Here is a 26,105-nt window from a genome sequence, read left to right as displayed (position 1 = left end):
TCACCCGGCGCACGGACGCCATGGCCGCGGGCCGGGACCACGGCGACCGCGACGGCCTCCCGCCGCTCGGTCCCGTCGGGCACGCGCGCGCGTGGACCCCCAGGGCGGCGCAGGCCCGGTTCCGTACGGGCGTGTGCGGTCCCACCGCCGGGGTCGCCGCCGGTCACGCCCAGGCGAACCTGATCTCCGTCCCGGCCGACTGGGCGTACGACATGCTGCTGTTCTGCCAGCGCAACCAGAAGGCCTGCCCGGTCCTCGACGTCACCGACGCCGGCGCGTGGACGACGGTGCTCGCGGACGGCGCGGACCTGCGCACCGACCTCCCCCGCTACCGGGTGTGGGAGCACGGCGAACTGGTCGACGAGCCGACCGACGTGCTGGACCGCTGGCGCGGCGACCTGGTGTCGTTCCTCATCGGCTGCAGCTTCACCTTCGAATGGGCGCTGACCGCGGCGGGGGTCCCGATGCGCCACATCGAGCAGGGCCGCAACGTCTCCATGTACGTGACCGGCCGGCGGTGCCGCCCCGCCGGGCGGCTGCACGGCCCCATGGTGGTGTCGATGCGTCCGGTCCCGCCCGAGCACCTCGCCGCGGCGATCCGGGAGAGCAGCCTCCTGCCCGCGGTGCACGGCAGCCCGGTGCACTGCGGTGATCCGTCGGGGCTGGGCATCGCGGACCTCTCGCGCCCCGACTTCGGCGATCCCGTGGACATGGAGTCCGACGACATCCCGGTGTTCTGGGCCTGCGGGGTGACCCCGCAGGCGGCGGTGATGGCGTCCCGGCCCCCTTTCGCCATCACCCACGCACCGGGTCAGATGTTCCTGACCGACACCCGCGACGAGCGGTACCGCGTCGTCTGATCAGCGCCGCGCCGCGCGAGGGCGGCCGGACCGGCAGAAACGGAAGGACCATGACCCCGATCGACCTCAACGCCGACCTCGGCGAGGGCTTCGGCCGCTGGCGGCTGACCGACGACGAGCAGCTGCTGTCCGTCGTGACCAGCGCCAATGTGGCCTGCGGCTTCCACGCGGGCGACCCGGCCACCATGCGGCGGGTGTGCGAGCTGGCGGCCGCGCGCGGCGTACGGATCGGGGCCCAGGTCTCCTACCGCGATCTGGCCGGGTTCGGACGGCGCGCGATGGACGTGCCGTCCGGCGAACTGGCGGCCGAGGTGGCCTACCAGATCGGCGCGCTGGAGGTCTTCGCGCGCGCGGCGGGCACGCGCGTGTCGTACGTCAAGCCGCACGGCGCGCTCTACAACCGCGTCGTCCACGACGCGGAGCAGGCGGCGGCGGTCGTCGAGGGCGTGCGGCTCGCCGGCGCGACGCTGCCCGTCCTCGGGCTTCCGTCGTCGCTGCTGCTGAAGACGGCGGAGGAGGCCGGACTGCCCACCGTCACCGAGGCGTTCGCCGACCGCGCCTACACCGACGAGGGCACCCTGGTGCCGCGCGGCGAGCCGGGAGCGGTGCTCGCCGACCCCGACGCGGTCGTCGAGAGGTCGGTGGGACTCGCCCGCTTCGGCGTCGTGACGTCACACTCCGGCGAACGGGTCGCCGTCCGGGCCCGCTCCCTGTGCGTCCACGGGGACACGCCCGGCGCGGTGGAGCTCGCCCGGCGGGTCCGTACCGCGCTGGAGTCCTCCGGTCTGCCCGTCAGGGCGTTCGCATGAGGGCGCTGCCGGTCGGTGAGCGGGCTCTGCTCGTCGAGGTCCCGTCGGGCGAGGCGGCGCAGGCCCTGCACGCGGAGCTGCTGCGCCGCCGCGCCGACGGTTCCCTGACCGTGGGGGAGATCGTCCCCGCGGCCCGCACGGTGCTCCTGGACGGCGTGGACGATCCCGGCCGGCTGGCCCGCCTGCTCCCGGGATGGGAGATTCCGCCGCTGCCCCCGCGCGCGGGGGAGGCGGTCGAGATCGCCGTACGGTACGACGGCCCCGACCTCGGGGACGTCGCGCGTCACTGGGGCGTCCGGGAGGACGAGGTGGCCCGGATCCACTCGGCGGCCGTCTTCCGCGTCGCCTTCTGCGGGTTCGCGCCGGGGTTCGGCTACCTCACGGGACTGGGGTCCCGGTACGACGTGCCGCGCCGCGCCACGCCCCGTACGGCGGTCCCGGCGGGCTCCGTGGCCCTCGCCGGCCCGTACACCGGCGTCTACCCCCGGTCCTCGCCGGGCGGCTGGCAGCTCATCGGCACGGCGGACGCGGTCCTGTGGGACCACGCGCGCGTGCCGGCCGCCCTGCTGTCCCCGGGCACCAGGGTCCGCTTCGTACTGGCGGGGCGTTCATGACCGACCGTGCCCTGTCCGTCGTGCGCTCCGGGGCTCTGACCACCGTGCAGGACCGGGGCAGACCCGGTCACGCCCATCTCGGGGTGCCGCGTTCCGGGGCGCTCGACGCGCCGGCCGCCGCCCTGGCCAACCGGCTCGTCGGCAACGCGCCCGACGCCGCCGTCCTGGAGTCCACGCTGGACGGCTGCGCGCTGCGCCCCCGCCGGGCGCTCACCGCCGCGGTCACCGGTGCGCCCTGCCCGGTCACCGTGGACGGACGTCCGGCGCCCTGGGGAGCGCCGTTCCCGGTGCCCGCCGGGGCGCTCCTCGACATCGGCCGGGCCGTGCGGGGGGTACGGGCCTATGTGGCCGTCTCGGGCGGGGTGGCCGTCGACCCGGTGCTGGGCAGCCGCTCCACGGATCTCCTGTCGGGGCTCGGCCCCGCGCCGCTCGCCGACGGCACCGTGCTGCCCCTCGGGCGTCCGGGGCTCCCCCACGCGCGCGTGGACGTCGCCCCGCAGCCCGGGCCGCCCGCCGAACTCGTCCTGCGCGTCACGCCGGGGCCCCGCGACGACTGGTTCACCGCGGTGGCCCTGCGCACCCTGACGTCGCGCGCCTACCGGGTCTCCCCGGCGAGCAACCGCATCGGCCTGCGGACGGAGGGCCCCGCGCTGGAGCGGGCCTTCACGGGTGAGCTCCCCAGCGAGGGGATGGTCCTGGGTGCCGTCCAGGTACCGCCGGACGGCAGACCGGTCGTCTTCCTGGCCGACCATCCGACCACCGGCGGCTATCCGGTGATCGCGGTCGCCGACCCGTCGGGCCTGCCCGCAGCGGCGCAGGCCGTCCCGGGCACCCCGGTCCGCTTCACGACGGCACGCCGTCGCGGCCGGGCGGGGTGACGCGCCCTCACACGGTGGGCCTGTCGGGTCCGATCCGGCTGCGTACGGCCGTCTGGACCTCCGCCTCCTCGGCGGGATCCGCGGCGAGCCGGCGGAGCTGGTCGACCACGCGCGCGTCGCCGGTCTCGGCGTACCGTGCGGCCACCTCGCGGGTGGTCTCCTCGCAGTCCCAGAGGCACTCGACGGCGAAGCCCGTGGGGAAGGACGGATCGGTGGCGGCCAGGGCGCGGGCGGCCCGGCCGCGCAGATGGGACGAGGCGGTCTCCCGGTAGACGTGGCGCAGCACGGGCGCGGCGCAGGCGATGCCGAGCCGGCCGGCTCCGTCGACCAGTGTCCACAGCGTCGGGGCGTCGGGGCCCTCGCCCCGGACGGCCTCGCGGAGAGCGCCGAGCACCAGTTCGCTGTCCTGTGCCCCGCCCCGGCAGGCGAGCATGCGCCCGGCCGCGGCCCCGAGCTCGTCGGGCCGGTGGGCCCAGCCGCGCGCCCGGTCGACGGCGGCGACACTGCGCAGGCGTTCGAAGGCCTCCACGGCCGCCTCGACGACCGCCGCCGACCCGGTGCACACGGCCGTCTCGATCAGGTCGAGTACGTCCGGGTCGTTGCTGTCGGCGAGATAGCGCAGGGCGGTGCAGCGGGCTCCTTCGGTGCCGGCGCGCGCGGCACCGAGGATCTCGGGCCGGTCCTCGGGGCCCGCCACGGCGGCCAGGCATCGGGCGGCGGCCACGTGGTAGGAGGCACCCCGGTCGGCGCCCTGCTGCGCCCAGTCGAAGACGGCGCGGACACTCCAGGCGGGTCCGGAGGGCCGCATCTGCCGCTGCCACCGGTCGAACGAGCCCCGTTCCCGGGCGGCACGCACGCGCGTGCCGACCGAGGGGCGGGGATCGTCGGCCCACAGGCGCCACGGCCGCGGCTCGAAGGCGTCGCGCACGGCGGCGGCCAGCTCGGCCTCGCCCTCGGCGTCGGCGGGGAAGCGGGCGAGCACGGGGGCGGCGAGGGCGCGCAGTCCGGCGTCGTCGTCGCGCAGGGCGAGCTCGTCGAGGGCCCAGGCCCAGTTGCTGCCCGTGGCCGCGTACCGCCGGAGCAGCCCGAGGGCGTCCCGCCGGCCGTACGAGGCGAGGTGGCCGAGCACCGCGAGCGCGAGCCCGGTGCGGTTCTCGTCGGCGTCCAGGACGTCCTCGGCGTCGAAGAGGTGGCCCTCGATCGCGTCGAGGTCCCCGTTCAGATCGAGGTGGAGACGGGCGTAGTAGAGGGAGCGGTTCTCCACCTGCCAGTCGTGGCGGGGGTCGCTGAGCACACACTGGTTCAGTGCCGCGAGCGCCTCGGCGCGCGGTGCGGTGAGCGCGTGCAGCGTGCCGTCGCCGCGGCCCCTCTGGAGCAGGCCGAGCAGCGTACCGCTGGGCGCTATGACCGGTTCGAACATGGGAAACAGCCTCACATCAAGCGTCGACGCAACCGGGGGTCCTGCATTACCTGGCCGCGTGACAACACGTCGGTGCGCCCGCCGTCTCTTGCTTGCTGTAGCCCATCTTCCTCTGCCTCTCGTCGGTGGCCCATGCGGGCCGTTTCACGGCCCGCGCGGTGCGGCAACAACTGCCTGGCCATCGCGTCCGTGAATCACGACGTCATGATGACCCAGCGCTTCTTCCTGCCGCGACCGCATTTCCGGCGGCCCCGTACCGCCTCCCCCGTTTCGTGCGTTCTGCCTGGTCAGGGCAGATGCATCAGTGTGTGCCGAACAGTTCGAGCAGCTGTGTCCTGCCGAACATGCGGGCCGTGTCCACGGCCGAGGGGGTGCCCGCGGCCGGATCGGCTCCACCGTCGAGGAGCGCCCGGATCACCTCTTCCTCTCCCTTGAAGACGGCGCCCGCGAGCGGGGTCTGGCCCCGGTCGTTGATCCGGTCGGCCTCGGCGCCGCGCGCCAGCAGCGCACGCACCGCGTCGGCGTGGCCGTGGTACGCGGCGAGCATCACGAGCGAGTCGCCGCGGTCGTTGGTCAGATCGGCGGGGACGCCCGCGTCCACATACGCCACGAGAGCCTCGGCGTCGCCGCGGCGGGCCAGATCGAAGATCTTGGTCGCCAGCTCCACGACCTCGGGGTCGAGGGCTTCGCTCATCGGCCGGACCGCCTCTCACTGCGACGAACTTCTGGGGACCGCGCACGCGGTCTGCGCGAGCGTACGGCAGCGAGCGGCGCGGCCGTACGGGTGAACCGTCAGGGTACTGGCTGTCACGGCACATACCGGGCGGCGCACGGGGCCCGGACGGCGGCCGTGCCCCCCGGCCCCGCTCGCCCGGGCCCCGCGACGACGGGCTCCGCGCGAAACGCCCACTTCAGCGGCCCCACTGCGGCGAAAGAGGCCGTTTTTCACCCACTTGCACCTTTTATCGTATGGATACATGCTGTGATCCTGGGACAACTGATGGTGACTGTCCCCCACCCACCAGGAGAGCTCACATGATTCTGTCCATCTCAGGCGTCGTCCTGCTCGGCATCATCGTCTTCCTGTTCTTCCGCAAGGACGGGCTCAAGGCGTCCCACGCCCTCGTCGCGTCCCTCTTCGGCTTCTACCTCGCGAGCACGGCCCTGGCGCCGAGCATCAAGGCCGGCGGGGAGAGCCTGGCGGGCCTCCTCGGCGGGATCAAGTTCTGACCTCCCTGCCCCTCGCGCGCACCTCCAGGAGACAGCAGTGGCCCGGCGCCCCCTCCCCCGCATCCTGAGCAACGGCAGCGCCCGGATCGCCCGAAGCCGGGAGCTGGCCCGGACGGCGGCCGACGGCGCCACCGACGTCCTCCACCCGCTGATCACGATCACGCGCGGGCTGCGCCGGCTGGCGGCCGCCGGACGGCGCAGATGGGGCGCGACCCCCCAGGACCGGCGCGGGCCACTGCTGTGCGCCGTCGCCGCGGTCGTCCTCGGCGTGGCACTGGTGCCGTACGGGCCGCCCGTCGCCGTCATCGCCCTGATGACGGCGGCGGCGTGGACGGGCCGCGACCGCGCTCCGGTGCGCCCCGAGGGCCCTGACGAGTCGCAGGCCCAGCGGCTCCAGTCCCTGTACGACGCCCTGGTCCCCTATTTCTCGGCCCCCGAGGACCCCGACCCGCTGTACGCGCACGGCGGCGGCTGGGACAAGGCGTTCCCCTCGTACGGCTTCGACGAGACCGGACGCGTGTCCGAGCTGAGCATCCGCTACCCGGCGTACTTCACCGACGGCGAGCCCGAGTCCCGGGCCCGGATCGAACAGCTCCTGCGCACCAAGTCCGGCCGGGCCCGCGAGTACCGCTTCGCCTGGTCCGAGGAGGGCAACGAACTCGCGATGACGGTCCTCGCGCCGCTGCCCACCGACATCGCGGCCCAGCGGTTCGTGACCGCGCCGGGAGAGACCGTCCTCGGATTCACCGACGCGGACGGCGTGCAGCGCACGCTGCCCCTGTCGTGGGGCGACGAGCAGCGCGACGTGCCGCCGGTCGTCTGGCGCACCGGAGCCCGCTCCACCGAACCGCACCTGCTGGTCGTCGGGGAGCCGGGCAGCGGCACGACCACACTGCTGCGCTCCCTGGCGCTGCAGGCCCTCCAGCACGGCGACGTCCTGATCGTCGAGGGGGGCGGCGTCGGAGAGTACGCCTGCCTGTCCGGCCGTGCCGGTGTGCTGGCCGTCGAATCCGGCCCCACGGGAGCGCTGGCGAGCCTGGAGTGGGCCGCCCACGAGACGGAGCGCAGGCTGGCCGCGGGGAACCGCGCCAGGCAGGCGGGCCGCCCGGCCCCGGACGACATCGGGCGCCCCCTGTGGATCATCCTGGACCGGCCCAGCACCCTGGGTCACCTCGGCGCGTCCGGGGACCACAGGGACCCGCAGGCGCTGCTCCAGACACCCCTGCGGCACGGACGTGCGACAGGGGTGACGGTCGTCGTGGCCGACCAGTTCGACGGTCTTGACGCGCTGAGCGACGCCGTACGCCGCCACACCCGCGCGCGCGTGGTGCTCGGCCCGGCGTCCCGCGCCCGGCTGGAGGCGGTCCTGGGCGCGCCCCCGCCCACCGTCCCCGCCGCCGAGGTGCCCCCGGGCCGCGGCTACGCCCGGCTGGGCTCGGGCCCGGTGCACCGCCTCCAGGTGCCGGCCACCCCGGACCCGTACGACGACGCCACGGCCGAGTCCGACCGGCAGGCGGTCCTGGCGCTGCTGCCGGAGCGCACGACCGAGACGGACGCGACGGACACGACGGTCTGGAAGGCGGACACCGCCTTCCAGAAGGAGGACACCGTGTTCAAGAAGACGGACGCGCTCCCCGACAGGGAGCCGGCCGTCCTCCAGGACGCGGTGATCGCCCCGCAGGAGGCGGTGTCACCCGCCGCGGACGCCGCGGTCGCCGAGGGCTGACGCCGCTCACGCGACGAACGTGCGCGGCGCCTCCGTCCCCGTGGACGCGCCCGTCTCCACCAGCCGCGCCGCGGCCGCGAGACGCACCGCCGCCTCCTCGGCCACCGCGCCGCCGACCGTGAACGGCAGCCGCACATACCCCTCGAAGGCGCCGTCCACCCCGAACCGGGGCCCCGACGGCACCCGCACCCCGACCCGCTCCCCCGCCTCGGCGAGCCGCGAGCCGGACAGCCCGCCGGTGCGCACCCAGAGCGTGAGCCCGCCCAGCGGAACCGAGAACTCCCACCCGGGCAGCTCCCTGCGCACCGCGGCGACCAGCGCGTCCCGGTTGCCGCGGGCCTGCTCCCGGCGGATGTCGACCGCCTGTTCCCATCCACCGGTGCTGAGCAGCCAGTTCACGGCCAGCTGCTCCAGGACGGGGGTGCCGAGGTCCGCGTACGCGCGCGCGGAGACGAGACTGCGGATCACGTCGGGTGCCGCGCGCACCCAGCCGATCCGCATCCCCGCCCAGAAGGCCTTGCTCGCCGAACCGACCGTGATCACCGAGGAACCCGCCGGGTCGAAGGCGCACACCGGGCGCGGCATCTCCACGTCCGCGTCCAGGCACAGCTCGCTCATGGTCTCGTCGACGACCAGCACGGTTCCCGCGGACCGGGCCGCGTCCACCAGCCGGCGGCGCTGGTCCTCGTCGGCCAGGGCGCCCGTCGGATTGTGGAAGTCGGCGACGACGTACGCGAGCCGGGGCGCCGCGTCCCGGAGCACCTGGCGCCAGCGGTCCATGTCCCAGCCGGCCAGGCCCTCGGCCATCGCGACCGGCACCAGCCGAGCCCCCGCCTCCCGCATCAGCTGGAGGATGTTGGCGTACGAGGGGGACTCGACGGCGATGCGCTCGCCGCGCCCGGCGAACAGATGGCAGATCGCGTCGATGGCGCCCATCGCCCCGGTCGTCACCATGATCTGCTCGGGCATGGTCGGGATACCGCGTGCCGTGTACCGCTCGGCGATCATCGAGCGCAGCGCGGGCAGCCCGGCGGGGTAGTCGCCGTGCGTGTGCGCGTACGGCGGCAGCTCCTCCAGGGCTCCCTGGACGGCCCGGGTCAGCCAGGGCTCGGGGGCGGGCAGGGCCGCGCAGCCGAGGTCGATCACCGAGCCCAGGGCCTCCGGGGGCAGCGGCTCCAGGCCGCGCGCGGGCAGCGGGTTCCCGGCGGGCACGGCCGTCCAGCTGCCGGCGCCCCTGCGGGACTCCAGGAATCCCTCGGAGCGCAGCGCCTCGTAGGCGGCGGCCACCGTGGTGCGGCTCACGGAGAGCGCCAGCGCCAGTTCCCGCTCGGCGGGCAGCCGTGCGGCGACGGGTACCCGCCCCTCGAGGACGAGCAGCCGGATACCGTCGGCCAGCGCGCGATAGGCGGGCGGGCGGCGCGTACCGGGGCCCGCGGGCCTCTCCTGCTGCGAGTTGAGCAGCCGGGCGAGCTGTGCCGCCCCCACCGCCGAGGTCCACTGCGCCATGATGACCGGTCCACCTTGCTCGAATTGGCCCTGGATGACGTTCACCGTCACGCCACAGAGTGTCATGCATCAGTCCACCGACACCACCTTGGGGGAATCTCGTGGCCGTACGCTCCGGCTCGGGGCGGATCGTCCGCCGCCTCGTCCAGCTGTACGCGGGACTGGCGCTGTTCGGCGCGAGTTCCGCCCTGCTCGTCGAGTCGGGCCTCGGCCTGGAGCCCTGGGGCGTGCTGCACCAGGGCCTGGCCGAGCTCACGGGCCTGACGATCGGGGTGGTGTCGATCGTGATCGGGGCGCTGGTGCTGCTGCTGTGGATCCCGCTGCGCCAGCGGCCCGGGCTCGGCACGGTCTCCAACGTCTTCGCCGTCGGCCTCTCCATGGACGCGACCCTGGCGCTGGTCCCGGACACACGCGCGCTCGCGGTGCGGATACCCCTGCTGGTGGCGGGCGTCCTGCTGAACGGTGTCGCCACCGGCCTGTACATCTCCGCCCGGTTCGGACCCGGCCCGCGCGACGGTCTCATGACGGGTCTGCACCGGCGCACGGGGCGCTCGATCCGGCTGATGCGGACCGCCGTCGAGGTCGCGGTCGTCATCACCGGGTTCGCCCTCGGGGGCACGATCGGCGTCGGCACGGTGCTGTACGCGGTCTGCATCGGCCCGCTGGCCCAGCTCTTCCTGCGGGTCTTCGCGCTGCCCGAGGCGCCCGCCGAACCGTCCGCGGCAAGCCCGTCCGCCGAATGCCCTGCCGCAGAAACCCCGGCCACAGCCACAGGCCTCTCCGCCGAGAGCCCGTCCGCCAAGACCCGGGCGGTCGCCTCCGGGCAGGCGGAAGGCGTGACTCCGCGGGTTTCGGTGAGGCGGGCGATCCGCGACGCGGGCAACGCCGTGTCGGACAGAATTTAGCGCCGGGGCCCGAAGGGCGGTAGTGTACGCGTTTGGCCTGCCAGGCGTACCGTTACTGCGCGTCAAAGATAGTGAAGCACTGGGTGACATCTGCTGCCAGATGTGACAATCCGGGCGTTGGTGGGTACAACAAGGGGCGGCTACGACGGCGACGCATGACCCGGAACGGGTACTTCGGGAATCTTTACCGCCGACCGGACGTTGACCGGATGACGACGACAGCGACACCTGTCCTGTGGGCGACAAGCCCGGGAGGCACGATTCATGAGTGAGCGAGCTCTTCGCGGCACGCGCCTCGTGGTGACCAGCTACGAGACGGACCGCGGCATCGACCTGGCCCCGCGCCAGGCCGTGGAGTACGCATGCGAGAAGGGGCACCGGTTCGAGATGCCCTTCTCGGTCGAGGCGGAGATCCCGCCTGAGTGGGAGTGCAAGGTCTGCGGGGCCCAGGCACTCCTGGTGGACGGCGACGGCCCTGAGGAAAAGAAGGCCAAGCCCGCGCGTACGCATTGGGACATGCTGATGGAGCGGCGCACCCGCGAGGAACTCGAAGAGGTCCTCGCCGAGCGCCTTGCAGTTCTGCGCTCCGGCGCGATGAACATCGCCGTTCATCCGCGGGACAGCCGCAAGTCCGCCTGACCCCTCCGGGGGCCGAGCGGCAGACACGTACGCACGCAGCCGCGGGCACCGTACTGAGGTACGGGGTCCGCGGCTCTGTGCGTCCGGGCGACCCCCGGCGTCACCCCCCTGCGGCACGCCGGATGCCGCCGCCCCGCCGCCCAGGCAGAAGTGCCCACCCCGGTGGGTCACGGAGCCAGTGGCTCAGCGGGAGGACCCACGGGGTCCGCGGCTCCGCGCTCCGGGCGGGTCAGTGGCTGAGCGGGGGACGCGGGCCCGGTCGCCGGTCCTGCCGCGGCTCGTCGTCCCGGACGACCTCGCCCTGGACGATCTTTCCGTCCGGGCGGTGGATGCGAGCCTGCTGGAAGGCGTCACCGAAGCCGCCCCTGGTGGCGGCCGCACGCACCCGGCGGTCGATGGTGCGCTCCGTGTACCGGCCCAGGGCCTTCTGCACCGGGGGTATCAGAAGGAGCAGTCCCAGCGCGTCGGAGATCATCCCGGGGATCATCAGGAGCAGGCCGCCCAGCATCATCAGCCCGTTGCCCTCGGTGCCCGCGCTCGCCGGTTGCGCGCCGCTCTGCTGCTGTCGCAGCGTCTCGCTCAGATTGCGGAAGGCACGGCGTCCGGCCCTCTTGATGATCGTGGCCCCGAGCACCAGCCCTCCGGCGATGATCAGGAAGACGGCGAGCCCGCCCGCCGCGTCCGCGACGACCGTGAGCAGCCAGATCTCCAGCACCAGCCATGCGGCGATGCCCAGCGGCAGGAACCTGAGCGGCCGCGAGCGCCGCGGCCGCGTGGAGGGGCTGGGGGTCGAAGCGCCGGTCGTCATGCTCCCAGTGTGCCTGGCGGCGCCTCAGAACGGGATAAGCGGACGATCACCGGCGCCGGTCAGGACGGCTTGCGCCTGGTGACCTTGCCGACCCGCTCCCCCACACCCCACGACGTGACCCGCCACAGGGCCTCCACGAGGATGTCGCGGCTCATCTTGGAGTCGCCGAGCTCGCGCTCCACGAAGGTGATGGGCACCTCGACGACGTGGTAACCGGCCTTGACCGCGCGCCTGGCCAGGTCGACCTGGAAGCAGTAGCCCTGGGAGGCGACCTCGCCGAGACCCAGTCCCTCGAGGGTCTCGCGGCGGAAGGCCCGGTAGCCGCCGGTGACGTCCCGGATCGGCACGTCGAGCAGCACACGGGAGTAGAGGCTGCCGCCGCGGGAGATGATCTCCCGGGACCGGGGCCAGTTCACGACCCGGCCGCCCGGGACCCAGCGGGAGCCGAGCACGAGGTCGGCGCCCTTCAGGGCGGTCAGCAGCCGCGGCAGCTCCTCCGGCTGGTGCGAGCCGTCGGCGTCCATCTCGATGAGGACGCCGTAGTCGTGCTCCATGCCCCAGCGGAAGCCGGCCAGGTACGCGGCGCCGAGGCCCTCCTTGCCCTTGCGGTGCAGCACCTGGACATGGTCGTCGGCGGCGGCCAGTTCGTCGGCGAGCTTGCCCGTGCCGTCGGGGCTGTTGTCGTCGGCGACCAGGATGTGCGCGTCGGGCACGGCGGCACGCACCCGGCCGACGATCGACGTGATGTTCTCCGCCTCGTTGTAGGTCGGGATGATCACCAAGGCCGTGCCGAGCGGGCCGAACTGTCTCCCCTGGGCTCCTGACGCGAGGGTCCCGTCGACGTCGTTCACTGCTGCCCCTTCATGTCCGTACGCAGAGGTCCACCATAGTGGCCGCGGCCTGCGCCGTTGTTACGGCACGTGCGTACGAGGGCGCCGATCGCGCCCGAGCGGGAGCAAGGGGTGCCCGGAAACCACCGAGCCGTCGGTGATTCAGGGGTTTCGCGCTGCGGATCGGGGCCCGGCGTCCTTCGGGCCGACCAGGGGCCCGCTGGCTGCGGGTCGACCGAAAGCCGTTGTCTACTGGACGTCCGGGCCCCACCCGGGTCGCACCTGCCGACCGGCCGGAACGTTCCCTCGCCCCCTGGCGCTGGGCCTGGCTGCCAGTGGTGGTGCGCCGGTGCGGCACACCTCCCCTGACCCAGCGGCACTTCGTGGACCCGCGAAAGTTCCCCGGTCGGACGTCCGGTGGTGGACCCGGCCGAACCTACCGGCCACCCGCGCCCGGCTGTCAACAGCCGCCCCACCTGGGCGTTCTCCACGAAAGCCCAGGTCAGAGCGGAGGATGCCCAGGTGACGCGACGGGACGCCGGGCGTGCGCGGGGGCCGCACCGCCCCGCGAGATCACTCCTGTGGCCGTACGAACACCGTCCGTCCGCCGACCACGGTGCGCAGACAGAGCGGCAGGCCGGCGCCCGGACTCAGGTCGGGCAGGCCCGGGGTGCCGGAGCGGGGGTCGGTGGACCAGCGGGCGACCCGGTCGTCCGGGGCCTGCACGACCAGGTCGTCGGTGCGCCAGACGGCGTAGTCGGCCGGCGCACCGGGCACCAGGACCCCCGCGTCGTCCCGTCCGACGGCCCGCCATCCCCCCCGCGTGTGCGCGGTGAACGCGGCGCGGACCGAGACGGCGTGGCCCCGGGTGCGGTGGAAGGCGGCGGCCCGGACGGTGCCCCAGGGGTCGAGGGGGGTGACGGGGCTGTCGGAGCCGAAGGCGAGCGGCACACCGGCGCGCAGCAGCGCGGCGTACGGGTTGAGGGTGCGGGCCCGCTCGGCTCCCAGGCGCTGGGCGTACATGCCGTCGTCGCCGCCCCAGAGGGCGTCGAAGGCGGGCTGCACGGAGGCGCTGAGAGCGAGTTCGGCGAAGCCGGCGATGGTCTCGGGGGTGAGCATCTCGGCGTGTTCGACGCGGTGGCGGGCGGCGCGGACGCGGGAGAGGCCGACCTTCTCGGCAGCTGCCCGCATCCCGTCGACAACGCGGGCCATGGCGGCGTCGCCGATGGCGTGGAAGCCCGCCTGGAGGCCCGCCTCGGTGCAGGCGACGACGTGTGCGGCGATGTCGGAGGCGTCCAGGTATGCGGTGCCGGTGTGGCCGGCGTCGGCGTACGGCTCGTGCAGGCAGGCGGTGTGCGAGCCGAGGGCGCCGTCGGCGAAGAGGTCACCGGCGGCGCCGACGGCGCCGAGTGCGCGCGCCCGCTCGACGTTCCGCTCGGCCCAGTAGCCCACGACCCGGGGGCCCGGCTCCTCGGCGGCGAGGCGCAGCAGCCCGGTGAAGTCGTCCTCGGAGGAGATCTCCGGGCCACCGCACTCGTGCACGGAGCCGATGCCGAGCGAGGCGGCGTGCGCGAGCGCGGCGCGCTGGGCCTCGGTGCGCTGGGCGGGCGTCACGGCGGCGAGGGCGGCGGCGCGGACGGCGTGGTGGGCGTCGCGGGTCAGCGGGCCGTCGGCGTAGCCGGCGAGGCCGGTGACGCCCGGGACGAGGTCGAGCATGGCGGTGGAGACCACCGCGGAGTGGACGTCGACGCGGGAGAGGTAGAGGGGGCGGCCGCCGGCCGCCTCGTCGAGCTCGGCGCGGGTCGCGGGGCGGCCGCCGGGCACGCGAGCGGCGTCCCAGCCGTGGCCCAGCAGGACACGGTCGGCGGGGCGGGCGGCGGCGAAGTCGCGTACACGGGTGAGGACGTCCGCCGCGGTGAGGGCGTCCGCGAGGTCGAGGCCGGTGAGGGCGAGCCCGGTGCTGGTGGTGTGCACGTGCGCGTCGGTGAACGCCGGGGTGACCAGCGCGCCTTCGAGGTCGACGACGTCGGCGACCCCGTCGGCGAAGGAGTCGGCCGCGCCCTCGGAGCCGACCCAGGCGACATGACCGCGTTCGACGACCATCGCGGTGGCGAACGGGTCGGCGGGACTGTGGACCTCTCCACCGCGCAGCAGCACGGTGTCCGGCGAGGCGGTGCTCTCACTCATGCGCAACAGTCTCGCGCCTCCGGGCGCCCGGACCGCGCCCGGGGGCCTTCCGGGGGCTCGTGCCGCCCTTCCGGCCCTCCCGGGGCGGGGCACCGGCGGCCGGCGCCCTCAGACCCGCGGCGGACGCGCCTCGTACGGTGTGGACAGGACGACGGTCGTGCGGGTCGAGACGCCGGCGAGGGAGCGCACACGGGCGAGGAGTTCCTCGAGTTCGTGCGGGGTGGCGACGCGGACCTTGAGGATGTAGTTCTCGTCGCCGGCGACGCTGTGGCAGGCCTCGATCTCGGGTACGCCCGCGAGGCGTTCGGCGATGTCGTCGGGTGCGCTGGGGTCGAACGGCTTCACCGAGATGAAGGCGGTCATCGGCAGTCCGACCGCCTCCGGATCGACGACCGCGGCGTAGCCGCGGATGACGCCGCGCTGTTCCAGCCGGCGTACCCGCTGATGCACCGCCGACGTGGACAGGCCGGTGGCCTTGCCCAGGTCGGTGTAACTCATCCGCCCGTCCGCGACGAGCAGCTGCACGATCTGTCGGTCGAGCTCCTCCATGGCGCAAGAACCTACAGGCCCGCAGATCACCTCCGATACCTGGCGGCGCAGGTCATAGCCGGTTCGTGATGTGGCCGGGCGGTGGCCGCGGGCCGCGCTCGGGACAAATCAGCCGCGCCCGGCACGCGCGGGTGGCATGTGACGAACGACACAGTGCGCCGACAGGGTCTGTGATGTTCTCGTGATTACCTCCATGACGGGGCGGGAAGTGCTTGCTGTGGCCGAGGCCGCAGTGCCTTGTCGGCCCACCCGAGGGGGAGATCCCATGCAGAGTCTGAAGCGTCCAGGTCGCGGCGCGCCCAAGCGGCGGCAGCCGGTCGTCGAGTCCCAGCCGGAGGGCGTCGAACCGGACGTCCTGGAGGGCGAGGAGCCCGACGCGTACGACACCTTCGAGATGTACCGGGTCATCTGCCCGGACTGCGCGCAGCCGATCGCGCTGCTGGCGGACGAGGAGGTGCTGCCCGAGCACGCGCTGTGCGCGACTCCGTGGGACCCGTTCGGGCTCACGGTGTGCGCGGGTACGGGCCGCGCGGCGGGCGACGCGCCTTCGGCCGACGAGACCGCCGAGCCCCAGGAGCAGGACACCGCGCTGCTGTTGACGCTCCCCCAGGGACTCGACTGGCGCACCCAGCCCTTCTCGCACGTCGGCGGTCCGGGCTCACGCCCGGTGCGGGTCGCGTCGATGGGCCGTCAGGCGGCCTGACGGGCCCTGGCGGCATCACGGTCGCCCACGCCGCGAGGAGACGGTCACGGGCGTCCCGCACGACGGGACGCCTCGCCCGGCATCCGGGCAGGTGCGGGAAGACCCTGCCGGATCCGCCCTGAACGCACGCCCGATTCGGCATGCGGGTGACCTGTGCGCCCGTCCGGCCGTTGACCTGATATGACCCTCGCGCATCTCTCCACGGGCCGTCGCCGCCGCGCCCTCGTGTCCGCAGAATCGGTTCCCCAGCCCCTGGCGCCGCCGCAGCCCCAGGACCCGCCCATCTACCGGGCGCTGATCCGGGCATGGGCCGACCGCGGCCGTACGCTGCCGGGGCGCCACGACCCGGAGTGGGTCCGGCTGGTGGCGCCCCCGGCCGGGACCGGCCGTTTCAGCGCGAGTCGGGACCCGCGAGGTGACGAGCGATGACCATCCGCTGGATCTGGTTGGTGCCCTCGACGATCTGGAGCACCTTGGCCTCGCGCATGTAGCGCTCGGCCGGGAAGTCGGCGGTGTAGCCATAGCCGCCGAGCACCTGGACGGCGTCGGTGGTGACCTTCATGGCCGCGTCCGTGCACAGCAGTTTGGCCATGGCGGCCTGCTTGGAGAACGGCAGGCCCGCGTCGCGCAGCCGCGCCGCCGACAGGTACAGGGCGCGGCCCGCCTCGATCTGCGTCGCCATGTCGGCGAGCATGAAGCGCAGCCCCTGGAAGTCGGAGATCGGCCGGCCGAACTGCTGCCGCCCGGTGGCGTATCCGACCGCCTCGTCGAGGGCCGCCTGCGCCACGCCGATCGCGCAGGCGGCGATGCCCAGCCGCCCGGAGTCGAGCGCGGACAGCGCGATCGTGAAGCCCTGGCCCTCGTCCCCGAGGCGCCGCTCGTCGGGGACGCGGACGCCGTCGAAGTGGACCTGCGCCGTGGGCGAGCCCTTCATGCCCATCTTCTTCTCGGGCACCGCCGCGCTCAGCCCCTCGGCGTCGCCCGGCACGAGGAACGCCGTGATGCCACGGGGCCCCTCGACGCCGGTACGGGCGAGCACGGTGTAGAAGTCGGCGATGCCGCCGTGGGTGATCCACGCCTTGCCGCCGGTGATCACCCAGTCGTCGCCCTCGCGCACGGCCTTGGTCCGCAGCGAGGCGGCGTCGGAGCCGGAGGCGGGCTCGGAGAGGCAGTACGCGCCGAGCAGGCCGCCGCCGAGCATGGCCGGCAGATGTTCGGCCTGCTGTTCCTTGCTGCCGAAGTTGGCGAGGGCGTGGCAGGCCAGTGAGTGGACGCTGACGCCGAGACCGACGGTCAGACGCGCGGCGGCGAGCTCTTCGAGGACCTGGAGGTAGACCTCGTACGGCTGGTCGCCGCCGCCGTACTCGGAGTCGTACGGCAGTCCGAGCAGTCCCGACTCTGACAGCAGCCCGAAGACGTCGCGCGGGAAGTGTCCGGCGTCCTCCTCCTCGGCCGCCTTCGGGGCGATCTCACGCTGCGCGATGTCGCGGACGAGCGAGATCAGATCCCGGGCCTCGTCCGTGGGCAGTTGCCGGTCCACCGGCTGCGGGGCGCGGTCGGGCATGGCGACGCTCTCCTCCCTGTCGGGCACATCGGCGGGCGACGGCCTTGGGTGGGGCGGCTCCGCCGGGTCTCACAGTGCACAGCCGATGCTGCCGTCCCGGGTCTCGGAACAGGCTGACCAGCGGCTGTGGCGCTGTGAGTATGCCCGATCCGCAGCAGCGCGTCACTTGTTAACGACCGCTTACTGAAAAGAGATCTGTTGGTCCGAACCATTGGCACAGGGGTCCAGGCCTCTCCGCGGTTGTGCCGGGCGGCCGGAAAGGGCCCACGCCGCGGCTACCGGCGGGCGGGCGGCGGGGCCGGGTAGGCGGGGTCGAGCTCCTCGACCGCGCGCAGCGCGCCTCCCAGGGTCTTCACCAGCAGCTCGCGCATGGTGTCGCGCGGCAGTGCCCGGTGGCCGATCCAGTCCAGGGTGGCGCCCTCGACGCCGCACAGCCAGCCCAGCAGCGCCATGCGCGGCAGCGGGGCGACGGGCCCGTGACCGCCGTCGCCGGACGACGGCCACGCGCCCCGCGCGATCGCCTCGATCATGGCCTCGCGCACACCGTCCCGGATCGCCTGCACCTCGGCGTCGAAGCCGACGCCACCGCTGATGATCGTGCGGTAGGCGGCCTGATGGTGCTCGGCGTAGCGGAGGTAGCCGTCGATGGTGCGGTGCACCCGGTCCGCGGGCGGCAGATCGAGCGCGCCGGCCGCCCGGGAGACGAGGTCGGCCACCGAGTCCTCGATGACCGCCAGGTAGTAGCCGCGCTTGGACGCGAAGTAGTAGTAGATCAAGCCCTTGGCGACCCCCGCCTGGCGGGCGATGTCGTCCATCGACAGCGCGTCGTACGACGTGTCGGCGAACAACTTCCGTCCGGTGGCGATCAGTTCGGCCCGACGCGCCACGGAACGCTCGGTACCGCGTGCGCGGGGGCGGTCGACGCCTTGTCGGCTTCTGCTCAATTCCGGCCCTGGTCTCCAGCTCCCGACGGGGACACGCGCAGTATGGCAGACCCGCACCGGGCGGCTGTTCGACTCTGATCGGTTCCGGTCGGTTCGGGCGCGGCCGCCGGCGCCGACGGGCGGGAGGCGGTCCGGTCAGATCAGGCCGAGCCGGGTGACGAGCATCGCGACGACCACGACCAGAACCCAGCCGACGACGTGCTCCAGGATCTCCGGGCCGTCGTCGGGACCGCCGGTACGGGCACGGACGCGGGCGGCGATGGCGGTGGTGGTGGTGGTCATGGCTTCTCGCAGTCGTCGTCTTGCGGTGGACTCCCCCACACGGCGGGCTGAGCCACCGGCATGTCCACCTTGCCACCGGAACGGGCTTTTGCGAGGGAGACCTTGGTCACGCGCCCGCAGGCCGTGGCACGGGTCCCACCGGGCCCAGGACGGCCGCGCGGCGGCCCCCGGCCCGCACCGGACGGGCGAGGGGGCCGCCGCGCACGCGCGGTCCGGCTTCAGCGGACGCCCACCGCCGCGAGGGCCTTGCGCTGGCGGGGCGAGGGGTGCGCCGGGAAGTACAGGTAGCAGACGCCGCCCGTGCCCGAGACGACCCTGCCACTCGCGTTGTACCGCTTGGTGCGCAGCCAGATATTTTCCCACTCGCGCCGCTTGTAGACGCGGCGCACCGCGTCGTCGCTCGGCGAGGCGGGGTCGTTGGCGATCACGTCGCCGTCGGCGGTGAAGCCGATCACCGTCATCAGATGGCCCGAGGTGCCGTAGCCCGACCCGGTCAGCTCGGTCTCCAGGAAGGACTGGGACGTTATGGCCGGGATGCCGGCGGCGATCAGCGTCTCCAGGTCGGTGAGCGAGCCGAGCCGGGTCACCACGCCCTGCAGGTCCTTGTACGTGGCGGCGTACGCGGCGTTGAAGGGCCAGTTGCCGCAGCCGTCGTACTGGTAGTCGAAGGTGAAGCGGGCCGCGTGGCACACCTGCGGGTCCCGGTACGTGGGGTCGATCCAGGCCAGCTGCTCGGCGGTGGGCCTGCGTCCCCAGTACTCGGTGATCATCTGTGACGAGGTGGGGCTGCACCAGGCCTCGCCCCCGTTGTCGTACTCCGGGTACTGGCCGGCGTGGATCTCCTGCGAGTAGCGCGGGACCCTCAGCTCCTGGGCGAGACCGGGCGTGGACGCGGGGACGGTGAAGCGGTCGGGGATGTCGGAGCCCATGGCGCCGAGCCGCCACACGGTGGGGGTGGCCTTGCCGCCGGGCGCGCGGTAGAGCGTCAGCCGCAACCGGTACGACACCAGGCGCAGGCCCGAGGCGGCGTCGTCGATGGCGAACGTGTCCGTCCAGATGCTGCTTCTGCCGTCGCTCTGGTCGTCGAGCGAGGTCCGCCGGATGTCCTCGTCGCCCGAGGCCCAGCGGCCCATCACGTACCAGGGCGTGTCCGTGCCGTCGGAGTACGTGCCCATGAGCTCGACCTGGAGCCAGGTGCCCGCCGGGGTGCGCGCGTTCCAGGACGCGATGACCTCGGTGGCCGGGACGCCGAGCCGGTGGACGGGGCTCGTCCAGGTCGCGTACTCCCAGGCGGCGGTCTTCCCGGTGTGCGGATCCCGGTAGTCGACGCGGCCCTCGGGGCGGGCGATGACGAGTCCGGGGCGCGCGCCCGCCACGGCGCGGGTGCCGTGCGCGGTCCCGCGGCGCCAGTCCGCGTACGAGGTCCAGGCGTGGTTGTCGACGAGGCCCGCGGGGGCCTTCACCGGCCGGGCGGGCGTGGCCGCGGCGGCCGGGGCGGTGGCCGAGGCCGCCGCGGCGGCGACGGCCACGGCCAGGATCGATCTGCGGGACGGCTCTGAAGCTCTGGTCATGGGTGGGTGACCCCCAGTTGTCCGGAATGGGCGGTTCAGACGCACGGTCGTGCGCCAACTATGGACGCCCGGTACCGACTTCTGCCAGCACCTCGACCCGCGTCGCACCCATGAATATTGGTCCCGACCACTGGCGCCTCGACGGGCGGCGGGCCCCGGCGCGCACGGGTCGTGCGCACCGGGGCCCGCCGGGGGCCGTGGGTCAGATCAGGTCCATCGCGGCGACCTCGTCGGGGCGCCCGTAGCTCACGGGTCCCTGAAAGCGGCGGCGCGCGGTGGCGAACCACCAGATCGTGGCGACGACGAGCACGACGGCCAGGGCGATCGACGCGTAGTTGAAGGTGTCCACGGTGATCGGCGAGGCCTGCGGCAGCATGAACAGCACGCTGCTGAGCAGGATCCAGGTCACGGCCACGATGCCGACCGGCCTGCTCCACCGCCCCAGGTTCCACGGGCCGGGCCGGAACTCGTCGCCGAGCCTCAGCCGCAGGAAGATCGGCACGGCGTAGGCGAGGAAGAGCCCGACGACGTTGACGCTGACGATGGCGGTGAAGGCGGTGTGCGACCACCAGCCGGGCAGCACCAGGGCCAGCGAGCAGCCGACCGCGAGCCACACGGCCTTGACGGGGGTGCGGGTGCGCGGTGAGACCGAGTGCCACCAGCGGGACCCGGGCATGGCGCCGTCCCGGGAGAAGGCGAAGATCTGCCGGGTGTTGCTGGTCAGATTGGCGAGGCCGCAGAAGAGCATCGCGCCGATCACGATCAACAGCATCGCCTTAGCCATGCCCATGCCAAGCCCGTCGATCAGAATCTGCACGGGCGGGGCCGAGGAGCCGGCCACCCGGTCGTAGTCGTGAATGCTGTAGACGAGGGCGAGCATGAGGATCAGTCCGGTGATCGCCGAATAGCCGATCGCGCGCGTGATCCCCTTGGGCGCGTTGACCGTGGCTTGCACTGTTTCCTCGGACATGTGGAAGCTGCCGTCGAAGCCCGTGAAGGTCCAACTCGTGACCAGCAGGCCGAGCATCCCTCCGTAAAGGCCGTTCGTGAAACCGGTGTTGTTCGCGAAATGCGTGACGAACGACGCGGACTGGTGATCGTCCGGCATCACGATCAGTGTGCTCACGATCACCACGAGTCCGATCAGCAGCCACCACACGGAGATGCGGTTGAGCACGGCCACGAGCTGCACCGTGTACGTGTTGGCCAGGCCCTGCAGCACGATGATCACCGCTGTGATCAGCACCGTCTGCTGTGCGGTGGGCTCGTAGGAGGACCACTGCATGGCGACGAACGCCTGGATGAAGGTGGCCGCCGCGTAACCGGTGGCGGCCGTCCCGCCCACCTGGCCCACGAAATTGAGCCACCCCGTGTACCAGGACCAGGCCCCCTTGTGCCGCTTGGCGAGTTTCCCGGCGGAGAAATAGAGCGCCCCACTGGTCGGATAGGCCGAGGCGACTTCCGCCATGGCCGCACCGATGAAGAGCACCATGACGGAGACCCCGATCCAGCCGAATACCAGAATGCGCGGGCCGCCCGCGTTCATTCCGAATCCGAAGGACGAGAAAATTCCCGAGATGATATTGATGATGGTGAAAGAGATCGCGAAGTTGTCGAACGCCTTGAAACGGCGCGTCAGCTTTCGCGGATATCCCATCGCGTGCAGCGTCGCATCGTCGTCGAGCGCCGCGGAACTCTCACCCGACCCTGGCGCGGCACGTCCTCTGCTGCGGGGGGCTGTTATCCGTTCTGACACGACCGGGCACCTTTCTGGTGGGGGCGGAGGAAGGTGGTACGTACGGAGGGGCCGGCGTCAGTCGGCTCCCGGCACGGGGAGCCCGCAGGCGCGGCGGGCCCGCGACAGCTGCTCCTCCGGCTCGCCGAACACGCTCCAGGGCATGCGGGAGGCGTAGGGGCCCATCGCCATGAGCACGGCCCGCGCCTCGAATTCCCGCTGGGCCATGAACAGCGCGTGCGCGAGGTAGGCGAGGTCGAGCACGGGCGTGAAGCGGTAGCCCGTCACATGCGGCAGCCAGTTCTGGTAGATGGCCAGCGCCGTGGAGCGCCACTGCGGCTGCTCCCAGACGCGGTCGGCCAGCAGCTGCGAGGGGTTGTAGCTCTCGACGAGGGCGACCAGCGGAAGCAGCCGCAGCGGCGAGGAGGCGGGGGCGCGCTGGCTGAGGAAGGCGGCCACGTCCCAGGCCGCGTTCACCGACCCGCCGTGCCGGGCGAAGAAGAACGTCAGGAACCGGTGGTGCCCCTCGCGGTGATACGGGTCGAGGCTCAGGATGTGCGAGAACAGCTGCCAGGGGCCGGGCGGCGCCGTGAGCAGCCCGTGCGGCGCCGGGTCGCGCAGATCGTGCAGCCGCGCCATGGCCAGCTTGGCGGCCCACGGAGTCGGGTCGGCGGGCGCCACCGTCGCGGCCCGGTCGCAGGCGGCCAGAGCTATGCGCTCCAGTGCCTCGGCGCGGTCGTCCCCGCCGTCGGCCGCGCGCAGCGCCCGCAGCACGGCCACCCGGGCCCACAGCAGGGCGGCCTCGGGTGCGGGGTCCTCGGCCAGCCAGCGTTCGGCGAGGTCGGAGTCGGCCGCCTCGGAGGCCAGGACGAGGGAACGGTGGGCGCGCAGCCCGAAGTCACCGCGCGTCTCGGCCAGTGCCTCGTACGCGCTCAGATAGCGGCCCGCGCGAACGTCCACACATACGCTCGCGAGTCTGCGGTCGTCCGCCGCCGGATGCCATACGAACTGCCCCTCGAATAACCCCGCGGCCATCTTCCCCTGTCCGTCCCCGTGCGACGTCTCGCAGATACGCAACAGGCACACTACTCAGCTCAGGCCACAAGAGGAACGGCACTTCCGAAATACCCGGTTCCGCCTCCACCCGTTCGAACGGAGGGTGAAAGATGTGCGTTGAAGATGATTCAAGGGATGGTTCAAAGTGACACCATTTTTTCGCCCCCTCCCCCACCACCTCCCCCATCCCCTCCACGGTCTTCTCCATTTCCCCGGCCCTTCTCACGCTTCATCCCGTCCCGGACCGCGGTAGAATGTTCCCCCGGAATATGCCTCCACCGCGCCGCCCGGTCCCGCCGGCCCCGGCGCACCGGCCCGGCCCCGCACCAGACCCCTGGACCCGTCATCCACGACCTCGCGACCCGCCTGCGACGGCTGCCGCCCGCCTGCGGCCCCGTCCGCCTCGTCGCCGTGGACGGGCACGCCGGGTCCGGGAAGTCCACCTTCACCGCCCGCCTGGCCACCGCCCTCGGCGGCGCACCCGTCCTGCACCTCGACGACGTCGCCACCCACGCGGAGCCCTTCGCCTGGACGGAACGCCTGCTTCGCCAGGTGATCACACCCCTCGGCCGCGGCGAGAGCGCCCGCTACCTCCCCTACGACTGGACCGGACGCCGCTTCGGCGACCCCCGGGACCTGCCGCCGGCGCCCGTCGTCCTCGTGGAGGGCGTCGGAGCGGGCCGCCGTGCGCTGCGCCCGTTCCTGACACGGCTGCTGTGGATGGAGCTGCCCCCGGACGAGGCGTGGACGCGGGGACGGCGACGGGACGGCCCGGCCCTGGGCGACTTCTGGACCGGGTGGGAGCGCGAGGAGCGCCGGCACTTCGCCCGCGACCCCTCACGGCCGTTCGCCGACCTTCTGGTACGGCAGTGTCGGGCGGGGTACGAGGTGCTGCCGGGGCCCGTGGGCACGTCCGAGCCGGGCCTGTTCGTCACGGACGGTGACTGACGGTCGGCAATGTGCTGAACCCGTGAAGATCGCCGTTCGGGAAGTTGTCCCGGTGCTCCAACTCCGCTTGACCCAGGGGCCGTACAGGACTTACGTTCTGAATGTGCGGCGCGACGATGCCGCCCTCAGACGCGAAGCCCCCGGTTGTTCCCCCGTGATCGGGGGCTTCGTTCTGCCCTCACCCCCCTTTTCCGGACGTCGGGCACCGCATTTCGCTCACCCTCGGTGACCGCTCGACGCGTGTCCCGTCCCCTCCCGCCCCGCGCAACGGGATGTGCGGCACCCTTCGGTCAGCGCCTGCCCCGCAGGTACGATGCCTCTCGGTGCGACCACCGGACGGCTGCTTCGCGCACCGGCGCAACTCCCGTCCGCGGCACTGGGGTTCGACGAAGACTGCCGACGGGCACCGGCCCGCCCGGCATTCGACGGGGGCACGGTTTGTGGGGGACGTGATGGACTTCGGCACGCGGGGCCCCGAGGCACCGGCCGACCTCGCCTGGCTTCGAGGCGTGGACGCCTACACCATGGGCGCCTATCCGCAGGCGGAGGAGGAGTTCCGCGCCGCGGTCCGGCTGGACCCCGGGATGGCGGACGGCTGGCTCGGCCTGCACGCGCTGCGCGTCGACACGACGACCGCGCTGCTGCGGATGTTCCGCCACCGGGAGCGCTTCGGCGAGCAGCGCGCCCGGCACCGGCGGACCCTCAACTCCTGGTACTGGCTGGGCTGGTGGGTGCAGCCGGTGCTGGAGACCGCGCGCGATCTGCTGCTCGCGCACGCCTCGCACTGGCTGGACGGACGCCACGTCCCGGAGCTGGACCGGGCACTGGCCGGGCTGGCGCCCGTCGACACGGACCGGCACGTCCGCTTCCTCCACGCCTGCCGGGCCTACCTGGTCAAGGACTGGGAGCAGCTGGCCCGGCACACCGATCCGCTGGTCGACGACTCGATGCTGGGCATCGAGGCCGGGCTGTTCGGAGGGATGGCCCGGGTGCGGCTGGAGATGTACGGACAGGCCGAGCCCCTGCTCTCCTCCGCGCTGATGCGCTGCCGCAGTGAGCAGCCGCAGCGCAAGGAGCTGCGGTACTGGCTGGCGCGGGCGCACGAGGGAACCGGCCGCAGCGCCGCCGCCCTTCCCCTCTACCGGGCCGTGCACCGCGTCGACCCCGCCTTCATGGACACCTCGGCCCGGCTCGCCGCGATAGCCGAGGGCGACGGCTACGACGACGGCACCGACCTCGCGGCGATCACGCTGACCGGGATCGCGCAGGACATGGTGCAGGACATGATGGAGGGGCCGGACGGGATCGACCCGCTGTTCGGCGCGGAGGGCCGTGACCTGAGGCTTCCCGAGCCGGGACGCGTACCCCCCGCGCGGCCCGCGGAGCCGGACTCGGTGCGCGAGAAGGCCGTGGTGCCGGTGACGCCGCTGCCCGCCGGGCCGGCCGACCCCGGCCTGCTGGAGGAGGCGCTCGCCGAACTCGAGCGCATGGTGGGCCTGGAGCCGGTGAAGCGCCAGGTGAAGGCGCTGTCGGCGCAGCTGAACATGGCGCGGCTGCGCACCGGGCAGGGGCTGCCGGTCCAGCCGCCCAAGCGCCATTTCGTCTTCTCGGGGCCCTCCGGTACGGGAAAGACCACCGTGGCCCGCATCCTCGGGCGGGTCTTCTACGCCCTGGGGCTGCTGGGCGGCGACCATCTGGTGGAGGCGCAGCGGGCCGACCTGGTCGGCGAGTACCTCGGCCAGACGGCGGTGAAGGCCAACGAGCTGATCGACTCCGCGATCGGCGGCGTGCTCTTCGTGGACGAGGCGTACTCCCTGTCGAACTCCGGGTACGGCAAGGGCGACGCGTACGGCGACGAGGCCCTGCAGGTGCTGCTGAAGCGGGCCGAGGACAACCGCGACCACCTGGTCGTCATCCTCGCCGGGTACCCGGAGGGCATGGACCGCCTGCTGGCCGCGAACCCGGGTCTGTCGTCCCGTTTCACGACGCGCGTCGATTTCCCCTCGTACCGGCCGCTGGAGCTCACCTCCATCGGTGAGGTGCTGGCCGCCGAGAACGGCGACGTGTGGGACGAGGAGGCCCTGGACGAGCTCCGCTCCATCAGCGGTCACGTCGTCGACCAGGGCTGGATCGACGAACTCGGCAACGGCCGGTTCCTGCGCACCCTCTACGAGAAGAGCTGCGCCTACCGGGACCTGCGGCTGTCGGGATTCCCGTCCACGCCCTCGCGCGACGACCTGGCGACGCTGCGGCTGCCGGATCTGATGCAGGCCTACGGTGAGGTGCTCTCGGGCCGCGCGCCCCAGGATCCGTCGGCGATGTGAGCGCCCGGCCCGGGCCC

The 26,105-nt window shown here is 73.2% G+C and carries 23 protein-coding genes and 1 pseudogene; 11 read left to right on the top strand and 13 right to left on the bottom strand.

The window, feature by feature from the left end:
* Nucleotides 1–20 precede the first annotated feature (20 nt).
* The 4 genes from ACFY93_RS04630 to ACFY93_RS04615 are packed head-to-tail and all read left to right on the top strand — an operon-like array spanning nt 21 to nt 3,161.
* Nucleotides 21–860 (top strand): putative hydro-lyase, encoded by an 840-nt coding sequence (locus tag ACFY93_RS04630; RefSeq protein WP_391353605.1) that lies wholly within the window; start codon nt 21–23, stop codon nt 858–860.
* A 50-nt stretch (nt 861–910) separates the two neighbouring features.
* On the top strand, nt 911–1,669 hold the full coding sequence (locus ACFY93_RS04625; RefSeq protein WP_391353529.1) for a 5-oxoprolinase subunit PxpA: 759 nt from the start codon (nt 911–913) through the stop codon (nt 1,667–1,669).
* A complete protein-coding gene (locus ACFY93_RS04620; RefSeq protein ID WP_391353528.1) occupies nt 1,666–2,283 on the top strand; it encodes a carboxyltransferase domain-containing protein in 618 nt (205 codons plus the stop codon). Before ACFY93_RS04625 ends, ACFY93_RS04620 begins: the two co-directional genes overlap by 4 nt.
* Nucleotides 2,280–3,161, top strand: a complete 882-nt coding sequence (locus ACFY93_RS04615) for a 5-oxoprolinase/urea amidolyase family protein (RefSeq protein WP_391353526.1) — start codon at nt 2,280–2,282, stop codon at nt 3,159–3,161. Before ACFY93_RS04620 ends, ACFY93_RS04615 begins: the two co-directional genes overlap by 4 nt.
* 7 nt (nt 3,162–3,168) lie before the next feature.
* Here the strand turns inward: ACFY93_RS04615 and ACFY93_RS04610 are convergent, their stop codons facing one another.
* Both ACFY93_RS04610 and ACFY93_RS04605 read right to left on the bottom strand, forming a co-directional pair.
* Complete coding sequence (locus tag ACFY93_RS04610; RefSeq protein WP_391353524.1) at nt 3,169–4,581, bottom strand: HEAT repeat domain-containing protein; 1,413 nt, start codon at nt 4,579–4,581, stop codon at nt 3,169–3,171.
* Between the two features lie 301 nt (nt 4,582–4,882).
* Nucleotides 4,883–5,275: an ankyrin repeat domain-containing protein gene (locus ACFY93_RS04605; protein ID WP_391353522.1), complete on the bottom strand. Its 393-nt coding sequence runs from the start codon at nt 5,273–5,275 to the stop codon at nt 4,883–4,885.
* 341 nt (nt 5,276–5,616) lie between these two features.
* On the opposite strand from ACFY93_RS04605, the gene ACFY93_RS04600 reads away from it, so the two are divergent.
* Nucleotides 5,617–5,811 carry a hypothetical protein gene (locus tag ACFY93_RS04600; protein ID WP_391353521.1) on the top strand — a complete coding sequence of 65 codons (195 nt, stop codon included), beginning with the start codon at nt 5,617–5,619 and terminating at the stop codon, nt 5,809–5,811.
* Between the two features lie 37 nt (nt 5,812–5,848).
* Nucleotides 5,849–7,537 (top strand): hypothetical protein, encoded by a 1,689-nt coding sequence (locus tag ACFY93_RS04595; RefSeq protein WP_391353519.1) that lies wholly within the window; start codon nt 5,849–5,851, stop codon nt 7,535–7,537.
* A 6-nt stretch (nt 7,538–7,543) separates the two neighbouring features.
* Here the strand turns inward: ACFY93_RS04595 and ACFY93_RS04590 are convergent, their stop codons facing one another.
* A complete protein-coding gene (locus ACFY93_RS04590; protein WP_391353604.1) occupies nt 7,544–9,043 on the bottom strand; it encodes an aminotransferase class I/II-fold pyridoxal phosphate-dependent enzyme in 1,500 nt (499 codons plus the stop codon).
* A gap of 101 nt (nt 9,044–9,144) precedes the next feature.
* Here ACFY93_RS04590 and ACFY93_RS04585 point away from each other — a divergent pair.
* Nucleotides 9,145–9,760 (top strand): annotated as a pseudogene (locus ACFY93_RS04585) (YitT family protein); the annotation flags it as partial.
* A gap of 452 nt (nt 9,761–10,212) precedes the next feature.
* Entirely contained in the window at nt 10,213–10,587 is a 375-nt protein-coding gene (locus ACFY93_RS04580) for an RNA polymerase-binding protein RbpA (protein ID WP_030677841.1), read from the top strand.
* A gap of 229 nt (nt 10,588–10,816) precedes the next feature.
* Here the strand turns inward: ACFY93_RS04580 and fxsA are convergent, their stop codons facing one another.
* The 4 genes from fxsA to ACFY93_RS04560 all read right to left on the bottom strand — a co-directional run bounded on the left by fxsA (nt 10,817) and on the right by ACFY93_RS04560 (nt 14,961).
* Nucleotides 10,817–11,395 (bottom strand): FxsA family membrane protein, encoded by a 579-nt coding sequence (gene fxsA, locus ACFY93_RS04575; RefSeq protein ID WP_391353517.1) that lies wholly within the window; start codon nt 11,393–11,395, stop codon nt 10,817–10,819.
* Nucleotides 11,396–11,454: 59 nt separating this feature from the next.
* Complete coding sequence (locus ACFY93_RS04570) at nt 11,455–12,246, bottom strand: glycosyltransferase (protein ID WP_391353515.1); 792 nt, start codon at nt 12,244–12,246, stop codon at nt 11,455–11,457.
* Between the two features lie 552 nt (nt 12,247–12,798).
* Nucleotides 12,799–14,412, bottom strand: coding sequence for an amidohydrolase family protein (locus tag ACFY93_RS04565; protein WP_391353513.1), 1,614 nt, complete (start codon nt 14,410–14,412; stop codon nt 12,799–12,801).
* 108 nt (nt 14,413–14,520) lie between these two features.
* Complete coding sequence (locus ACFY93_RS04560; RefSeq protein WP_391353512.1) at nt 14,521–14,961, bottom strand: AsnC family transcriptional regulator; 441 nt, start codon at nt 14,959–14,961, stop codon at nt 14,521–14,523.
* A gap of 265 nt (nt 14,962–15,226) precedes the next feature.
* On the opposite strand from ACFY93_RS04560, the gene ACFY93_RS04555 reads away from it, so the two are divergent.
* Nucleotides 15,227–15,664 (top strand): hypothetical protein, encoded by a 438-nt coding sequence (locus ACFY93_RS04555; protein ID WP_391353510.1) that lies wholly within the window; start codon nt 15,227–15,229, stop codon nt 15,662–15,664.
* Nucleotides 15,665–16,055: 391 nt separating this feature from the next.
* Here the strand turns inward: ACFY93_RS04555 and ACFY93_RS04550 are convergent, their stop codons facing one another.
* The 6 genes from ACFY93_RS04550 to ACFY93_RS04525 all read right to left on the bottom strand — a co-directional run bounded on the left by ACFY93_RS04550 (nt 16,056) and on the right by ACFY93_RS04525 (nt 22,795).
* Complete coding sequence (locus tag ACFY93_RS04550; RefSeq protein WP_391353508.1) at nt 16,056–17,228, bottom strand: acyl-CoA dehydrogenase family protein; 1,173 nt, start codon at nt 17,226–17,228, stop codon at nt 16,056–16,058.
* A gap of 275 nt (nt 17,229–17,503) precedes the next feature.
* Nucleotides 17,504–18,172: a TetR family transcriptional regulator gene (locus tag ACFY93_RS04545; RefSeq protein WP_391353507.1), complete on the bottom strand. Its 669-nt coding sequence runs from the start codon at nt 18,170–18,172 to the stop codon at nt 17,504–17,506.
* A 135-nt stretch (nt 18,173–18,307) separates the two neighbouring features.
* A complete protein-coding gene (locus tag ACFY93_RS04540; RefSeq protein WP_391353505.1) occupies nt 18,308–18,454 on the bottom strand; it encodes an SCO1431 family membrane protein in 147 nt (48 codons plus the stop codon).
* 218 nt (nt 18,455–18,672) lie between these two features.
* Nucleotides 18,673–20,025 (bottom strand): C39 family peptidase, encoded by a 1,353-nt coding sequence (locus tag ACFY93_RS04535; RefSeq protein WP_391353504.1) that lies wholly within the window; start codon nt 20,023–20,025, stop codon nt 18,673–18,675.
* Nucleotides 20,026–20,227: 202 nt separating this feature from the next.
* A complete protein-coding gene (locus ACFY93_RS04530; protein ID WP_391353502.1) occupies nt 20,228–21,781 on the bottom strand; it encodes an amino acid permease in 1,554 nt (517 codons plus the stop codon).
* A gap of 57 nt (nt 21,782–21,838) precedes the next feature.
* Nucleotides 21,839–22,795: a hypothetical protein gene (locus ACFY93_RS04525; protein WP_391353500.1), complete on the bottom strand. Its 957-nt coding sequence runs from the start codon at nt 22,793–22,795 to the stop codon at nt 21,839–21,841.
* Between the two features lie 432 nt (nt 22,796–23,227).
* On the opposite strand from ACFY93_RS04525, the gene ACFY93_RS04520 reads away from it, so the two are divergent.
* Both ACFY93_RS04520 and ACFY93_RS04515 read left to right on the top strand, forming a co-directional pair.
* Nucleotides 23,228–23,764, top strand: coding sequence for a uridine kinase (locus tag ACFY93_RS04520; protein ID WP_391353499.1), 537 nt, complete (start codon nt 23,228–23,230; stop codon nt 23,762–23,764).
* A 452-nt stretch (nt 23,765–24,216) separates the two neighbouring features.
* Nucleotides 24,217–26,088: an AAA family ATPase gene (locus ACFY93_RS04515; protein WP_391353497.1), complete on the top strand. Its 1,872-nt coding sequence runs from the start codon at nt 24,217–24,219 to the stop codon at nt 26,086–26,088.
* The last annotated feature ends 17 nt before the right edge of the window (nt 26,089–26,105 follow it).

The sequence above is a fragment of the Streptomyces sp. NPDC008313 genome, from assembly GCF_042956125.1.
GTDB lineage: Bacteria > Actinomycetota > Actinomycetes > Streptomycetales > Streptomycetaceae > Streptomyces.
Note: the sequence above shows the minus strand (reverse complement) of the source record. Positions and strands in the feature narration are given on the sequence as shown.

What these genes read in the sequence shown, in the direction of transcription:
- ACFY93_RS04630 (WP_391353605.1), top strand. Translation starts at nt 21, where the DNA reads ATGGCCGCGGGCCGGGACCACGGCGACCGCGACGGCCTCCCGCCGCTC.
- ACFY93_RS04625 (WP_391353529.1), top strand. Translation starts at nt 911, where the DNA reads ATGACCCCGATCGACCTCAACGCCGACCTCGGCGAGGGCTTCGGCCGC.
- ACFY93_RS04620 (WP_391353528.1), top strand. Translation starts at nt 1,666, where the DNA reads ATGAGGGCGCTGCCGGTCGGTGAGCGGGCTCTGCTCGTCGAGGTCCCG.
- ACFY93_RS04615 (WP_391353526.1), top strand. Translation starts at nt 2,280, where the DNA reads ATGACCGACCGTGCCCTGTCCGTCGTGCGCTCCGGGGCTCTGACCACC.
- ACFY93_RS04610 (WP_391353524.1), bottom strand. Translation starts at nt 4,581, where the DNA reads ATGTTCGAACCGGTCATAGCGCCCAGCGGTACGCTGCTCGGCCTGCTC.
- ACFY93_RS04605 (WP_391353522.1), bottom strand. Translation starts at nt 5,275, where the DNA reads ATGAGCGAAGCCCTCGACCCCGAGGTCGTGGAGCTGGCGACCAAGATC.
- ACFY93_RS04600 (WP_391353521.1), top strand. Translation starts at nt 5,617, where the DNA reads ATGATTCTGTCCATCTCAGGCGTCGTCCTGCTCGGCATCATCGTCTTC.
- ACFY93_RS04590 (WP_391353604.1), bottom strand. Translation starts at nt 9,043, where the DNA reads ATGGCGCAGTGGACCTCGGCGGTGGGGGCGGCACAGCTCGCCCGGCTG.
- ACFY93_RS04580 (WP_030677841.1), top strand. Translation starts at nt 10,213, where the DNA reads ATGAGTGAGCGAGCTCTTCGCGGCACGCGCCTCGTGGTGACCAGCTAC.
- fxsA (WP_391353517.1), bottom strand. Translation starts at nt 11,395, where the DNA reads ATGACGACCGGCGCTTCGACCCCCAGCCCCTCCACGCGGCCGCGGCGC.
- ACFY93_RS04565 (WP_391353513.1), bottom strand. Translation starts at nt 14,412, where the DNA reads ATGAGTGAGAGCACCGCCTCGCCGGACACCGTGCTGCTGCGCGGTGGA.
- ACFY93_RS04560 (WP_391353512.1), bottom strand. Translation starts at nt 14,961, where the DNA reads ATGGAGGAGCTCGACCGACAGATCGTGCAGCTGCTCGTCGCGGACGGG.
- ACFY93_RS04555 (WP_391353510.1), top strand. Translation starts at nt 15,227, where the DNA reads ATGCAGAGTCTGAAGCGTCCAGGTCGCGGCGCGCCCAAGCGGCGGCAG.
- ACFY93_RS04550 (WP_391353508.1), bottom strand. Translation starts at nt 17,228, where the DNA reads ATGCCCGACCGCGCCCCGCAGCCGGTGGACCGGCAACTGCCCACGGAC.
- ACFY93_RS04540 (WP_391353505.1), bottom strand. Translation starts at nt 18,454, where the DNA reads ATGACCACCACCACCACCGCCATCGCCGCCCGCGTCCGTGCCCGTACC.
- ACFY93_RS04535 (WP_391353504.1), bottom strand. Translation starts at nt 20,025, where the DNA reads ATGACCAGAGCTTCAGAGCCGTCCCGCAGATCGATCCTGGCCGTGGCC.
- ACFY93_RS04525 (WP_391353500.1), bottom strand. Translation starts at nt 22,795, where the DNA reads ATGGCCGCGGGGTTATTCGAGGGGCAGTTCGTATGGCATCCGGCGGCG.
- ACFY93_RS04515 (WP_391353497.1), top strand. Translation starts at nt 24,217, where the DNA reads ATGGACTTCGGCACGCGGGGCCCCGAGGCACCGGCCGACCTCGCCTGG.